Source organism: Sandaracinomonas limnophila (assembly GCF_004005965.1).
GTDB lineage: Bacteria > Bacteroidota > Bacteroidia > Cytophagales > Spirosomataceae > Sandaracinomonas > Sandaracinomonas limnophila.
In genome coordinates, this window is sequence record NZ_SACY01000001.1 from 165,325 (window position 1) to 179,937 (window position 14,613).

Annotated in this window: 9 protein-coding genes; 2 read left to right on the top strand and 7 right to left on the bottom strand. The window is 36.8% G+C overall.

Annotated features, from left to right (window positions below):
• Nucleotides 1–74: 74 nt before the first annotated feature.
• Nucleotides 75–968 carry a sugar phosphate isomerase/epimerase family protein gene (locus tag EOJ36_RS00755; RefSeq protein WP_127802106.1) on the top strand — a complete coding sequence of 298 codons (894 nt, stop codon included), beginning with the start codon at nucleotides 75–77 and terminating at the stop codon, nucleotides 966–968.
• Nucleotides 969–1,002: 34 nt separating this feature from the next.
• Here EOJ36_RS00755 and EOJ36_RS00760 read toward each other — a convergent pair whose 3' ends face one another.
• Genes EOJ36_RS00760 through EOJ36_RS00775 form a run of 4 tightly spaced genes read right to left on the bottom strand, consistent with a single transcriptional unit; the run spans nucleotide 1,003 to nucleotide 7,226 of the window.
• Nucleotides 1,003–1,344: a hypothetical protein gene (locus tag EOJ36_RS00760; RefSeq protein WP_127802107.1), complete on the bottom strand. Its 342-nt coding sequence runs from the start codon at nucleotides 1,342–1,344 to the stop codon at nucleotides 1,003–1,005.
• 19 nt (nucleotides 1,345–1,363) lie between these two features.
• Nucleotides 1,364–2,746, bottom strand: coding sequence for a 3-oxoacid CoA-transferase (locus tag EOJ36_RS00765; protein WP_127802108.1), 1,383 nt, complete (start codon nucleotides 2,744–2,746; stop codon nucleotides 1,364–1,366).
• Entirely contained in the window at nucleotides 2,730–3,932 is a 1,203-nt protein-coding gene (locus EOJ36_RS00770) for a thiolase family protein (protein ID WP_127802109.1), read from the bottom strand. The genes EOJ36_RS00765 and EOJ36_RS00770 overlap by 17 nt, the downstream gene beginning before the upstream one ends.
• Entirely contained in the window at nucleotides 3,933–7,226 is a 3,294-nt protein-coding gene (locus EOJ36_RS00775) for a glycosyl hydrolase (RefSeq protein ID WP_127802110.1), read from the bottom strand. It abuts the gene before it with no gap.
• A gap of 131 nt (nucleotides 7,227–7,357) precedes the next feature.
• Here EOJ36_RS00775 and EOJ36_RS00780 point away from each other — a divergent pair, with 131 nt between their 5' ends.
• Nucleotides 7,358–9,250 (top strand): sialate O-acetylesterase, encoded by a 1,893-nt coding sequence (locus EOJ36_RS00780; RefSeq protein WP_127802111.1) that lies wholly within the window; start codon nucleotides 7,358–7,360, stop codon nucleotides 9,248–9,250.
• Nucleotides 9,251–9,268: 18 nt separating this feature from the next.
• Here the strand turns inward: EOJ36_RS00780 and EOJ36_RS00785 are convergent, their stop codons facing one another.
• The 3 genes from EOJ36_RS00785 to EOJ36_RS00795 form a co-directional block, all read right to left on the bottom strand.
• Nucleotides 9,269–11,746, bottom strand: a complete 2,478-nt coding sequence (locus tag EOJ36_RS00785; RefSeq protein WP_127802112.1) for a PIG-L family deacetylase — start codon at nucleotides 11,744–11,746, stop codon at nucleotides 9,269–9,271.
• 6 nt (nucleotides 11,747–11,752) lie between these two features.
• Nucleotides 11,753–13,144: a sialate O-acetylesterase gene (locus tag EOJ36_RS00790; protein WP_127802113.1), complete on the bottom strand. Its 1,392-nt coding sequence runs from the start codon at nucleotides 13,142–13,144 to the stop codon at nucleotides 11,753–11,755.
• Between the two features lie 100 nt (nucleotides 13,145–13,244).
• Nucleotides 13,245–14,612, bottom strand: coding sequence for a Gfo/Idh/MocA family protein (locus tag EOJ36_RS00795; protein ID WP_127802114.1), 1,368 nt, complete (start codon nucleotides 14,610–14,612; stop codon nucleotides 13,245–13,247).
• Nucleotide 14,613: the final 1 nt, after the last annotated feature.

Below are 14,613 nucleotides of genomic sequence, written 5' to 3' on the forward strand. Positions count from 1 at the left end.
AATTAAGAAATTAAACACTAAATTAGTAACTTAATGTTTTAAATTTTTAAAAAAGTAAAATTCTCATTAAAACTATGAAAAGAATCAGTTTTTTAAAGCCGTTATTAAGCCTTTCGTTGGTTTTTGCGGTGGCCTTAGTAGGTTTTAAACCAGTATCAACTGCATTTAATGCAGACAAGCCTTTCGGTGGATTGGCACTTTACACCGTTCGTGACGCTATGACTAAAGATGCTAGAGCTACTTTGCAAGCGGTTGCTCAAGCAGGTTATGTAAATGTTGAGTCGGCAGGTTACAATAATGGAAAATTTTATAATTTATCTCCAGCAGATTTCAAAGCTTTATTAGCCGAAATGAAATTGACTCCAATTTCTGCTCACCAAGGATCAGTAACATTTGATAACGTAGACCAACAAATTGCAGATTTGAAAGCAGTTGGTTTTAAGTATTTCGTTATTCCAGTTCCTCCTATGGGATTATTTGGTTACGATGCGGTTAACAAGAAAATGACAATGAAAGGTGGAGCTAAAAATTTAGCGGAAATCTTAGACAAATTAGGTGAAAAATGTGCAAAAGCTGGATTAGAGTTGTTGTACCACAACCATAATTTTGAATTTCAAAAAGATGCAGATGGAATTGTAACAATCGATTATTTGTTAGAGCATTGCAATCCAAAGTATGTAAACTTCCAAATGGACTTATATTGGGTTACGAATGCTGGTGCAGATCCAGTTGAATATTTCAAGCGTTACCCAGGTCGTTTCAAATTATGGCATGTAAAAGATATGGATGATCAAGGACGTTTTGCACCAGTTGGAAACGGTAAAATTGATTTCAAACGTATATTAGCGAATAAAAAACTTTCTGGAATGAAATATTATTATGTTGAGCAAGATGCTTGTTTCAACGAAACTCCATTAGAAGCAATTGTGATTTCACACAAGGGTTTGCAGAATATTGGGTTTAAATAAAAAAAAAGCCCGCTCGAATGAGCGGGCTTTTTTTTTATTGCGCTTTCCTCAAATCAAATTCCAAATCGTTATTCATAACGTTCATTTTCATCTTTAACACATCAGCTGTTAAAGTGCCAGAAACCTCTACTTCATTGCCCATTACCTCAATGAAGAATTTGATTTTATCTCCATCTACGCTTCCTTTTTTGATTTCAACATCTTGACCACTTGGATCTTTTGTTGTACCAGTTAAATTAGCTCCATCTGCTTTGAAGGTAAAAGCAATATCATACTGGTCCATGATTTTTCCTACCCACTTACCATTGATATCTGCGCAAAACGCAGCAACTGTTGTGAATAACATCAAACTTAGGGTAAAAAATACTTTTTTCATTGTGTTTATTGTTTAAGGTTTAAAATTTCATTTCAGGAATTTCTCCATTAATTATTAATTTTCCAATCGTTGCGGCTTTTATTTGGTCTACACTTACCCCTGGGGCTCTTTCTTTTAAGATAAACCCTCCGTCGGGATGAATTTCAAAAAAGCCTAATTCTGTCACAATTTTCTTAACACATCGAATACCCGTAATGGGTAAATCACAATTTGTCATTAATTTGGAATGACCATCTTTGCTTACATGTTGCATGGCCACAATGATATTTTTTGCCGAGGCAACCAAATCCATTGCACCGCCCATTCCTTTGATCATTTTACCAGGAATTTTCCAATTGGCAATGTCGCCATTTTCCGAGACTTCCATGGCACCTAAAACGGTCACATCCACATGTCCACCTCGAATCATAGCAAAGCTTTCTGCTGAATCAAAAAGGGACGCACCGTCTTCCATAGTGATGGTTTGTTTACTCGCATTGATTAAATCTGGATCAACTGCATATTCAAATGGAAAAGGTCCAATCCCTAAAAGTCCATTTTCTGCTTGCAGAGTTACTTTTGTGTCCTCTGGTATGTAGTTAGAAACTAGTGTTGGAATTCCAATTCCTAAATTAACGTAATCACCATTTTTTAATTCTTGGGCAATTCGTTGCGCTATTTGTTCTTTTGAAAGACCTAATCCTGACGATGCAGCATGTTTTTCAATGATTGTTGGTACATGAATTGTCCGCTTCTCTATGCGTTTTTCATAATTTGTACCTTGGAAAATTCGATGAATATAGATTCCAGGTACATGAATGGCAATTGGGTCCAAATGACCAGCTTCTACCAATTCCTCCACTTCTGCAATCACAATTTTGCCCGCTTTGGCCATCATCGGATTGAAATTTTGAGCAGTACCCCTGAAAATCAGATTACCCTCTGTATCTCCTTTCCATGCCTTAATTAGTGAGAAATCGGCCGTTAAGGCCAATTCCATTAAATAATCTTTCCCATTGAAATTGCGAATTTCCTTTCCTTGGGCAACTTCAGTGCCAATTCCTGCTGGAGTGTAAAAAGCTGGAATTCCAGCGCCACCACATCGAATTTTTTCAGCTAATGTTCCTTGAGGCAATAAATCAACTTCTAGTTCACCTGAAAGCATTTGTCTCTCAAATTCCTTGTTTTCTCCCACATAGGAAGAAATCATTTTCTTGACTTGCTTTTGGTGTAATAGCATGCCAATTCCGAAATCATCCACTCCGGCATTGTTTGAGATGCAGGTTAAATTATTGATACCGCTATTTTTAAGGGCATCTATGCAATTTTCAGGTATTCCACAAAGTCCAAAACCACCCAACATGATGGTTGATCCTGAACTTATATCTTTACATGCCTCAATAGCATTATTTACTACTTTCATATGAAATGGATTCAATTAAAATGGCTGATGCTCCTCCTCCACCGTTACAGATGGCTGCAATACCTAATTTTCCTTTGTTTTGTTGTAATTGATGCGCTAAGGTTACCACAATTCTGGAACCAGAGGAACCTAATGGATGTCCTATTGCAACAGCTCCTCCCCAAATATTAACTTTTTCATGTGTAATATTTAGTTCTTTCATGGCTATCATTGGCACCAATGCGAATGCTTCATTTATTTCAAAAAAATCAATATCATTAACCGATAAGTTGTTTTTTTGTAATAATTTTTGAATGGCTAAAACGGGTGTGCTGGTAAAATGTATGGCTTCCTGTTCTGCTTCGGCGTAATCCAATATTTTTGCAATTGGTTTAGCCTGATTATTTTCAGTAAATTCTTCTGATGCAATGAATAAGGCACTCGCCCCATCATTCATGGAACTTGCATTTGCGGCGGTAACCGAACCTTCCTTTGTGAAGGCTGGTTTCAAGCTTTTCATTTTTTCAAAATTTACCTTTTTGTAGGATTCATCTTCTTCAAAGCTGATTGTTTCACCTCTTTTTTGTGGAATTTCAATGGCACAAATTTCCTTTTTAAAATTTCCATTTTCGTAGGCTTTGGCAGCACGATTGTAGCTTTCGATCGCAAAAGCATCTTGATCTTCTCTGCTAAAACCAAATTTTTCAGCAGCAATATCTCCACATTCTCCCATGCTTTTTCCTGAAGAAACATCTGTTAAACCATCTTTCAATAGTCCGTCAGTCATTGCTAAATGACCAAATGATTTTCCTGTTCGAATATTGGATTGATAATAGGGAACTTGTGACATAGACTCCATACCACCTGCAATGCCTGAATCTATTTTACCTAAAGCTATGTCTGAGGCAATCATATCAATAGCTTTCATACCTGAGGCACAAACCTTGTTGACAGTTGTAGCACAAACAGAATTGGATAATCCTGCTAAATGAGCAACTTGTCGGGCAGGTGCTTGTCCTACATTTGCTTGTAATACATTCCCCATCACAATGCTTTCTGGTTCGGTCTTGATTTGTACTTTTTTGAGAACATCTTTAACGGCAAAGGCCCCAAGTTCTGGGGCCGAAATTTGCGCTAAACTGCCTAAGAAACTACCCATTGGGGTTCTTGAAGCAGCTAAAATATAAACGTTTTTTAAATAAGGCATTTAGTTTAAAATATTAATCTTCACAGGTCCTAATAAACCGGAAGGTTCAGTTTTCGATTCAGCTCTAATCACTGGCATCGGTATAAAAGTAATTTTATTTGCACCTGGTTGAGCATCTCCTACGAGTCTGTTTACCCAAGAATTGATCACTTTTACTTCTAAAGAATTTCTCCCAATGATAAAACTATCTGTAATATCGACAACAAATGGCTTTTTCCAAACTGTTTTTAGATATTTTCCATTTAAATATACTTCGGCAAGGTTTTTCACATCCCCTAAATCAATTTGTACTCGCTCCCCTTTTGAAATTGAATTTACTTCAAATTTATTACTGTAAGTTGCTTCTCCAGAGAAATATTTTACCCCCGGATCAGCATGTTGATCCAATGATTGTAAAGCTGATAAAGTAATTTCAGCGGGTGCTGAACGGTCTTTTTGAAAGGTAACTTTCCAAGGACTTTCAATCGTTTTTGTAGAAGCTATTTTAAAAGATGGGATGGTTAATTTTTGCTGTTTTGTTTCTCCATCAAATACGATGAAGATAGCATCCCAAGGCTTGAATGAATATCGGATTGTAGTTCTTCCTCCTTTTGTTTCATACGAAATCGATGAAATTTCACCTGTTTCTGGATTATACAATTTTGGAGTTTTCCCTGAAACTCTAAAAGATAATTGGGCAGAATTTTCGTTTTCAGTTCTGCTGTTTAACCAATAAATTTCTTTTTCACCATTTTTTCTGTGTTGAAACAATATTTCAGCAGTATTTTGTGAAATATTTACATCAGGAGAAACCCCTTTCGAAGATAATAAATTACTTAAATCTTTTCCAAATTGAACATTTGGTAAGGATTTTAATTGAGTCAACACTTGAGAATAAGTAGCTGAGTTATCTGACAAACTTGGACTGGCTTCAGGTGCAGTTCCGCCCACGATAACTCCCTCTTTTGCTAGGGAAAGTACTCTATTTAAGGTACCTAAGGTCATTTTTTGAGCCGAGGCATCCAAATACAACACTTGGTAAGAAGTACCACCCTTACTTACTAATTTTTTATTAGATGCTGAAATGGCATCTTTTAGAGCTGAAGAGTTTACAAAATCGAATTCATATCCTGCTGGAATTTTAGGAAGAGCCTCTTGGCACAATGCAGTGATGTTGTAATTCTCACCATAATAGTACAAAACATCGGCTACGTTTTTGCCTTCTTGTAGCAAATACGAGCTTCTACCTAAATAATCGCCCCAAACACGTGCTTGATTAGCCCAAGTTTCTTGTCGGGTAAACCATTGTCCGAAAGGCCCAAGTGAAAACCCTGGAATTAAATTATCCATAGGTTGGTGTACAGAAGTATGGATGACGAAACGGTTCAATCCTGAAGCTAATTCCATGTCAGCCGTTCTTTTCAAGGAACCTGGATGTGGTTGGTAGGAATTTCCTGCGGTTGTCATTGATTCACCAGCTACGATGTTTTGTCCATAAATATGTGCCACAGATGCAGATTCACGGATATCACCTCTTGAACGCACTTCTTCATCTTTTCCTGCTGCTAATGCCCCAGGTTGCCACATAGCAGCCATTGGGATATCTGCTTTTCTTTTCACATCCATTCCATCTGCAAGGAAGATTCGTCCATTTTCATGCGATTCGGTATAGCGTTTCATTCCTCTTTTGGCTAACAATTCGCCTATCAATTCGTAGTGATTTTCTACGATTAATTCACCAATGGTCTTTCTAAAGTCCCATAAAAATTTTTCACTATCTGCTGCAGAATTAACGATTCTACCTGCTAAAACAGGCATCCAAGGTTTTAAATCATACCCCCTGCGTTTTTGGAATTCATCAAACATGGCAGGAGTCCAAGTCATGTGTCCAGCCTCATACGAATCCAAAACCATGTGTGTAAGACCTTCTTTCCCCATGTTGCCACCGGATGCATCTTTGTACTGATCCAAATAGTTTTCTAGGTAACGAGTAACGGCCTCACGGTCTAATTTATCTACTTCCAAACCGGTTGCTTCTGGAGATGCAGGGTGATTTTTCTTACCAGTTAAAGAATAGCCAAATCGTAAAATGGCCCATTTGCCAGCTGGAGCATTCCAATTTAAACTTCCATCAGCATTCATTTTAGAAGTTAAATCTACTATTTCAGTTGATTTTGCACCTAATTCGGAAGGAATTGTTTCCATGTTATTCTCTTTCCAAGGCACAAATCCTGCCTTTGCTTCAAATAAATTAACTTTTGGTGTTGTATGTACCACAAATTCTGAAACCTGAGTTCCTTTGGGTTTTGTATCTGCTTTACCTCCAAACATGGCTTCAAATCCTGCTGGCGCTGGTGGCATAGTCTTGTACACCAAGCGAATTTTTTTGATGTTTAACGGGGCAAATGTTAAGGTATTTTGAGAAGTGATCAATCCTGGAACTTTAACTAATTCTTTAAAATTCACACCATCTTCTGAATATTGAAAGGAACGATTGTTTCCTGCACCCCTAAAAACTGCCAATTCTCCATAACCTTCATTGGCGAAGGTTACGCCATAAATTTTGGTTGGTTTTGAAAACTCATATTGAATATAGGTGTCCTCACCAGGAGTTTTGGGTTCTAAATAATCGAAATTTTCTAAATCGCCATCGGTTAATTTGGCCAAATTGAAAGTACCACCAGTGCTTGTAACAATGGGTGCCAATTCTTGCGTTGATTGCTCGTTTCCTTTGATAGGATAGGCAATTACGGCCACGTCTTTATAGAATTCTAAGGGTTTATGTGGTTTACCATCAGAAGATTCGAATCCACTATCTGCAATTCGTGAATTTTGCATAGGACCCGTGGAACCCGAAGGTTGTTTTAATTTATCATTAAATGGTTTTCCACCTTCAATGATGGTTTCTGTCCATACGTATTTTTTCATGGCATCACCCGGATTCACCCAGGGTCCACCTGTAACCGACCATCCTGGAGAACCTGCAATGGCCATTTCTAAACCTTTTTGCTTGGCTAAGTCCGTTGTAAATTTGAAGGCATCTTTCCATGGGGCAGTCATGTAGGAAAGTTTTTCCTTCACCATAACGGGCGTCATTAAGGAAGCATCAAAATTTTGGAAACCTCCAATACCTGTGCGCTCCATCCACTCCAAATCCTTTTGAATACCCTCTTTTGAAATATTTCCATTCATCCAATGCCACCAAACACGTGGTTTAGCAGATTGTGGAGGAGATTTAAATAATTGTGAATTTTGGGCAAATGCCAATGGAGTTAAGCCTAGTAAAAGTAAAGGCGTTAGAAATCTTTTTTTCATGTTTTCAGGTTTAATGCTCAAAGATTTAACTTATTTTTAAGCTAACTTTCCTTATCAAGTATAAGGATAGTCTATTATTTATTAAAAATTAGTAAATAATTTGATTGGATGTATAAAAATGTCTAAAAAATATGAAAAAAATTATTTTAGGAATGTTATTGTGTATTCCTTTTCTAACATTTTCTCAAATTAAATTACCTAAACTTATTTCAGATGGACTCATTTTACAAAGAGATCAGGCTATTCCAATCTGGGGTTGGGCCTCTCCTTTTGAAAAGATTGAAATAAAGTTTGGCAATCAAAAGGTTCAAACACAAGCAGATTCTGAAGGAAATTGGAAAGTTCTTATGAGCAAACAAAAGGCTGGTGGACCATTTGTCATACAAATTAAAGGTAAAAATACACTGGAAGTAAAGGATGTGTATCTGGGCGATGTTTTTCTTTGTTCCGGGCAATCGAACATGCAATTGTGGATGGGTCGATTAAAATACAAATATCCTGAAGAAGTTAAATCTGCCAATTTTCCATTGATTCGACAATTTAGAGTACCGAATGAATATTACTTTAAAGGTCCCAAAACAGATTTTACAGATGGAACTTGGAACTCAGTCAATCCAAAAACGATCCAAGATTTTTCGGGTGTAGCTTATTTTTTTGCCAAAGAGTTATATCAAAAATATCAAGTGCCTATCGGAATTATCAATTCATCTTTAGGTGGTTCCCCGATTGAGGCTTGGTTATCTGAATCGGCTTTGAAATCTTTTCCAGAAGCATTTCAGGAATTACAAAAATTTAAAGACGATGCATTAATCAAATCAATCGAATCAACAAATCAATTACAAAACAAGGTTTGGTATCAATACACACAGATATTTGATTCTGGTAAAAATACATCTGATTCAGATTGGAAAACCATTCAATTACCAGGTGTAATTCCTTCAAACAATCCTTACGGTGTTTATTGGCTTCGAAAAAAGATTCAAGTGCCTGCAAATATGGTTGGGAAAGAAGCGCTTTTGGAATTAGGTCGGGTGGCGGATGCGGATTCAGTTTTTGTCAATGAACAATTTGTGGGCACTACCTCCTATCAATATCCACCCAGACGTTATCCATTACCCAAAAATTTATTAAAAGTCGGAGAAAATAGTATATCTGTTCGTCTGATTAGTAATGGAACGATTCCAGAATTTATAATGGATAAACGTTATGAACTTACCACTTCTACCGATACCGTTTCTTTAGCTGGTGAATGGAAATTTACGCAAACAGTTAAAGCGAATGCCATTCCTGATCAAGTTTCGGTACGTTTGAAACCCGGAGGATTGTTCCAGGCAATGATTGCACCTTTGCAACATTTGAAACTAAAAGGAGTTCTTTGGTACCAAGGGGAAAGTAATGTGAACAATGCACCTAAATATGGAGAACTTTTAAAAACCTTGGTTCTGGATTGGCGAAATACCTTTCAAAATAATCAATTACCATTCATTGTGGCCCAAGTACCTAATTATTTGGCTACTCGGTTGGAACCCCTAGAAAGTAATTGGGCTGTTTTGCGTCAACAACAACTTTCTGTTTTAGAATTGCCTCTTACGGGAATTACCAACAATATAGACTTAGGCGATTGGAATGATATACATCCAGAAAATAAATTGGATGTAGCAAAAAGATTCGCGAAAGGTGCCTACCATTTGATGTACAATGAGGCCATTCTAGATGCTTCAGGACCTATTTGTACAAAAGCAGAAGATAAAGGAAAATACATTTTATTGACATTTTCGAATGTTAAAAGTGGATTACAAATAGTTGACAATCGGAATGTCAAAAATTTTACTATTGCAGGAATTGACAAAAATTTTACCAAAGCAAGCGCAGATATCAGTGGAAATCAAATTCGCGTGTGGAAAAGTTTACATTCTGATGTAAAATACATACGTTATTCTTGGGCCGATAATCCAATGCCTGTGAATGTATACAATAATGAGGGAATCCCCATGTTTCCTTTTGAAATAGAGATTTTAAAATAAAACCTCTATTTCAATTTTTTATTTGGAATTTGGATTGGATAATAAATTAGCAAATAATCTATAGGCACCTGGTACTGCAGCAGGTAATTCTCTGAAGAAAACTATTCCTGTGTAAATAAAACGACCTTTACCGTATTTCATTACAGCAATGTTTCCTTTGTCGTTCGACTCATTCGGATCATTGAAAACCAATGGAAATTCAACTTTGTCGGAATCAGAAACAGCGTTATAAATACTTCTTTCTTGTACCCAAAGATCAAAATCCTTTTCAGTAATTTTATTTGGGAAATTTAATACCTCATGATTTGGTAGCGCAAAAGTAGGTTTTGCATCTTCTAAGGTAATTCGATTTCGAGTAACAGTTAAAGGATAAGGTGACATATCAGCCTTCAATGGTCCTAAATTGCTCGCAGTATTGTACTGAACTACATAATTACCGCCATTTTTAATGTATTTCATTAATTCACGATACACATTGTTTCCCAAATAGTCGAGCGTATTGTAAGCTCTTACACCCGTTACAACGGCATCAAATCGTTTTAAATTATCAAATGTTAAATCGGATTCATTCAAAAAAACGATTTGATAACCAAGTTCTTTGATAGCTTCAGGAACCTTATCTCCAGCCCCTTTGATGTATCCAATTAATTTACCCGTTTTAGCAATTTTTGTATGGATGATTTCTAAATTGGCTGGGGTGAAATAATTTTGTTCTGGAATATGGTCGTAGGCAATGGTATGTTGCTCAAGGGAGTCGGTCCAAGAAGTATTTTTATTGATAAATCGCACTTTTAATCCCATTGTTTGCTTTTCTGCTGAGCCTAAAGAAGATTCTTTAATGTTTAAATTAACTTTAATTTTATCGCCTTTTTGCAGGTTCCGCTCATTGTAATCGGAATATAAAACCGTGTTTTTTCTATCTACAATTTCTATTCCGTTGATTTGAATAGCGCCCAAAGTTTGAATTGAAACCTCAACATTTTTGCTCGTTTTTGAGCCTTCGGGTATCATGATCACATTGGGCGATAAGGAAATTGAAGTTTTAGGAGTAAAATGTATAGGTTGTAAAATTTCCCCTTTCACAGGATCAATCGTTTGTTCTTTAATCCCTTTTGCAAATTCAAAATGTTCACCCAATAAGTCAAAACTCAATTGAACTTTCATGGCTGCATCCACATCTGCTTGTCCAACTTTTTCTGGATGTTCATTACCAAAATAGCCAACACTTCTAGGTTTTTCTAACCAATATGCTTGTGTGATGGAGTTCCCTGCCTTAATAGATTGGTTCCAAATCAACTTTTGATAAGGTTTTAATTGATTCAAGATCGTGTCTTTGTCAGCAATTTTTAATTGCAGGTTTTGAACAGGAATATTTGATCGAATGATCAATTCCGTTTTAACTTTAAAACGATCTCCTAAGGCTATATCACCATTATTGGTAGAAGAGCCAAAATAGATTACCCCTGCATTTTGAATCCATTCATCAATTTGTTGGATTTTTTTCTTTTTCCAAAAATCATTTGTATTTGATTTTACCAATTTGCGAAGTTCAACCATTTGTTGAATTGACGCTTCCGGATGATCAAATTTGAAGCTAGAAATGATTTCTTGTAGCTTGCTTTCGATCATTTTACCATTATCCACTCGATTCCAAGAAATGTCTATTCCATCATAAATTTTGTCTTTGGGCGCATCACCTTTTAAGGTTTGAAAGTACTCAACAGCATTTCCACGTTCTTGTGCCACTCCAAATCCTTGACTTTTGTGCTGGGACCTAGACAATGCGGCTAATTCACCGGTCGACATCCCTAATGCTGGCTGGTAAAAGCCTATAGGTACTTTAAATTGATCTTCTGAAGTAGTGACAGTACCTCCAAATCGAAACGTATTCCAAAGTAATCGTTTGGCTTGCCAGGTAGTAATTCCGTTTTTCAATTGTTCTGGAAAACGATTGGGATCCGCTGCAGCAGAAAAAGCTTCAATAGCTAATACAGCTGAGGCAGAATGTTGTCCATGTCCAGCACGGGAATCGGGTGGAAAACGTGTAAAAATGATATCAGGTCTAGTTTTACGTATAACGTAAACTAGGTTTGAAAGGATTAGCTCTTTGTTCCAAATTCGCAAGGCCTCATCGGTAGATTTTGAAAAACCAAAATCAATAGCTTGAGAAAAAAATTGGTTGGCACCATCTAGGCGTCTGGCAGCTAATAATTCTTGTGTTCGAATGAGTCCAAGAGCAATTCCTTGCTCATCACCAATTAAATTTTGACCCCCATCACCTCTTGTGCAGGAGAAATAATTGGTTTCCCAATGTTGGTCTCTTGCAAACCAAGTCAGCATATTGGTACTTTCATCGTCGGGATGTGCCGCCACATGCAAGACTGTTCCGAGTGTATTGATGGCCTTTAAATCTTCAAATAATTGCGAAGAATTGGCTTGTTGAGAATAGGCTGAATGCGCCCAAAGTACAGTAAATGCTAGAATTATTTTTTTCATAAACTTTTATTCTTCCCAGTTATCGGTTCTAAATAAATTTAAAGGTAAGCCTTCTTTGGAGAAAACATTTGGCATGGCTTCATTTGAAAAGGCGTAGCGAACAGCAACTGGATTGGGTACATCTTTCGACCAAACTACCATTGCATTTTTCTCCAATTTTGATTCTGCTGGATAAAATTTATGGTCTTCCCCAGCAATAAATAAATCGCCAACTGAATCCCCAGATTTTAAAACTAATTTATCCCCAACCTCTTTGAAATAGACTTTAATTTTATTTTTAGTTACTTCGTGACGGTCATATTTTGGATAAAAAATCGGTCCAGCTTCTTTGCCATAAACTTTAACTAATGCCAAATTGGCAAAACGATTAGCAACCTCAATTTTCAGATTTGGGTGAATATTTTTTACATCATCTACCAAATCAGTTAATACAACCATTGCAGTGTTTGGAGTTTGTAAAGAAATAGTTTGTTGCTCTCTTAAGCGTGCCCCTAATCCTTTAGCATAACCTGAATATGGTGCAATTTGTGCAAAATAAAAGGGTAATTCTTTATTAAATGCTGTTCTCCATGAAAGAATCAATCTATTCATCAATTGAGCATAAGTTGAATAATTTTCTACATTGCTCTCGCCTTGGTACCATAAAACTCCTGCTAAATTGAAGTTTTTGATGGGATGAATCATCGCATTGTAGTTATCACCCGGAATACTCGACCACCAATTATACGTTTTTAGTTTTTTGGCACTGACTAATAATTCTGGATTTGTGATAAATTCGTCTTTCGGAGTCCAAACTTCTGCTGGAGTACCGCCCCAATTGGAGCTAATTAATCCAACCGGTACATTCATGGTTTGGTGTAATTTTTTACCAAAGAAATAGCCAATGGCTGAGAAAGATTTCATGTCGTTAGGGTTACAAACTACCCAACGCGCTTTTACGTCTTCTTGAGGGGAATCAGAAACTGTTTTAGGGATGTAAAAGAAGCGAATACCATCAAAATTCGCATTTGGCGCTTCATCTAAGGCTTCTTTTAGGTTTTTGATTCCGCTCCATTCCATATTACTTTGTCCGGACAACAACCAATTTTCTCCAAATACAATGTCGTTTATTTGCAAAGGTTTTCCTTCGGAATGGATTGATAATTGATGTTTTCCTCCAGATTTCGGTGTTTGAATTTCAATTAACCATTTGCCATATCGTGCTTCGGTTTTGTAGGTGGTGGTGTCCCAATCGGATTTGACCTTTACAATTTCATTGGGATTGGTCGACCAACCCCAAATTTTAACTTTTGTATTTTGTTGTAATACCATGTGATCGCCAATAATGGCTGGTAGCATCACATCAGCAAATAGTCCGAATGGTAGTAAAATTGAAATTAAAACAATTATTTTTTTCATAATTAATAATTAATAATTAATAATTCATAATTCATAACCCAGGGTTGTCACCCCGGGCTATTTAAAATTGAACCCTTTCAGGGTTCGTTGAATTTTCAATTTAAACTTTTAATTTTTCCCTCGAATATGGTGCTCTGTATTCTCTAGCCAATAAAGCGGTTGCTTCAGGATCATTTTTGATCACTTTATTAACCGGATCATAGACAAGTGATCTACCTAATTTCATCGATAAATTGGCAATGATGCAACTGGCAGTTGAAATATGTCCTTGTTCAATATCTGCTACAGGTTTTTTGTTTTGATCAATGGCAGCTAGGAAATCCAACATGTGCAAACGTGTTGCTGGAGCTGCATTTAATTCAATTCTTTCTTCCGTATTGTCTTCAGGGTATTTTTCTCTTTCAAAAACACAATCTAAATGGATTTTTTGTCCCTTCGGATCAACTGGAATGAAATCTGCTCGCATGGTAGATAATTTCAATGTTCCTTTTTCCCCATATATGAATAATGCCCAAGGATAATCCGGATCTGGTGGGGTTCCCCACGTTCTGTGATTCCAAACGCAGTTGATATTTTCGTATTCAAAAACTGCAGTTTGCGTGTCTGCAATATTGGAAACGCCATCTTTTTGCACATAAATTCCTCCTTCAGCAGTGATTTTCTTCGGCCATCCTAAACCCAACATCCAACGTACCGTATCGAACATGTGTACGCACATATCACCTGTGATACCATTTCCATATTCCATAAAGGTTCTCCACCAACGAATGTGCGGAAGTCCGTCATATCCACGTTTTGGAGCAGGTCCACACCACATTTCATAATCTAAAAATTCAGGAACTTGTTGAATCGGTGGATTTCCATTGTTTCTCATGTGTAAATAACAACACATTTCAACATGGGCAATTTTCCCTAAAAGACCTTGGTCAACAATGTCTTTTTTTGCCTGAATGATATGTGGAGTACTTTTTCTTTGTGTACCCACTTGAACTGTTCTGCCATATTTTCTAGCAGCTGCCACCATTGCCTCTCCTTCTAAAACGTCAACTGAAATAGGTTTTTGTACGTAAACATTTGCACCTTTTTTAACAGCTTCAATCATAGTTAAAGGATGCCAATGATCTGGTGTGCCAACCAATACGATGTCGAATTGATTTTCGGCTAACATTTTTTGGTAGTTACCATATAATAAAGGAATCTTGCTTGTTTTGGCACGTTCAGCAACTAGTTTCCCAGCCTGATTCAGCATATTTCTATCTACATCACATAATGCAACCACTTCAACTGGAGCAACTTGCATTAAACGAAATAAATCACTTTTTCCATACCAGCCTGTACCAATAAGTCCTACTCTGATGGGCTTGCTTGGATTGACTAAATCTAATCCATAGGCTCCAAATTGTTGCATGGCCATCACTGCCGATGCGCCTTTTAGGAAATTTCTCCTGTTAATGTTAAATGTATTCATA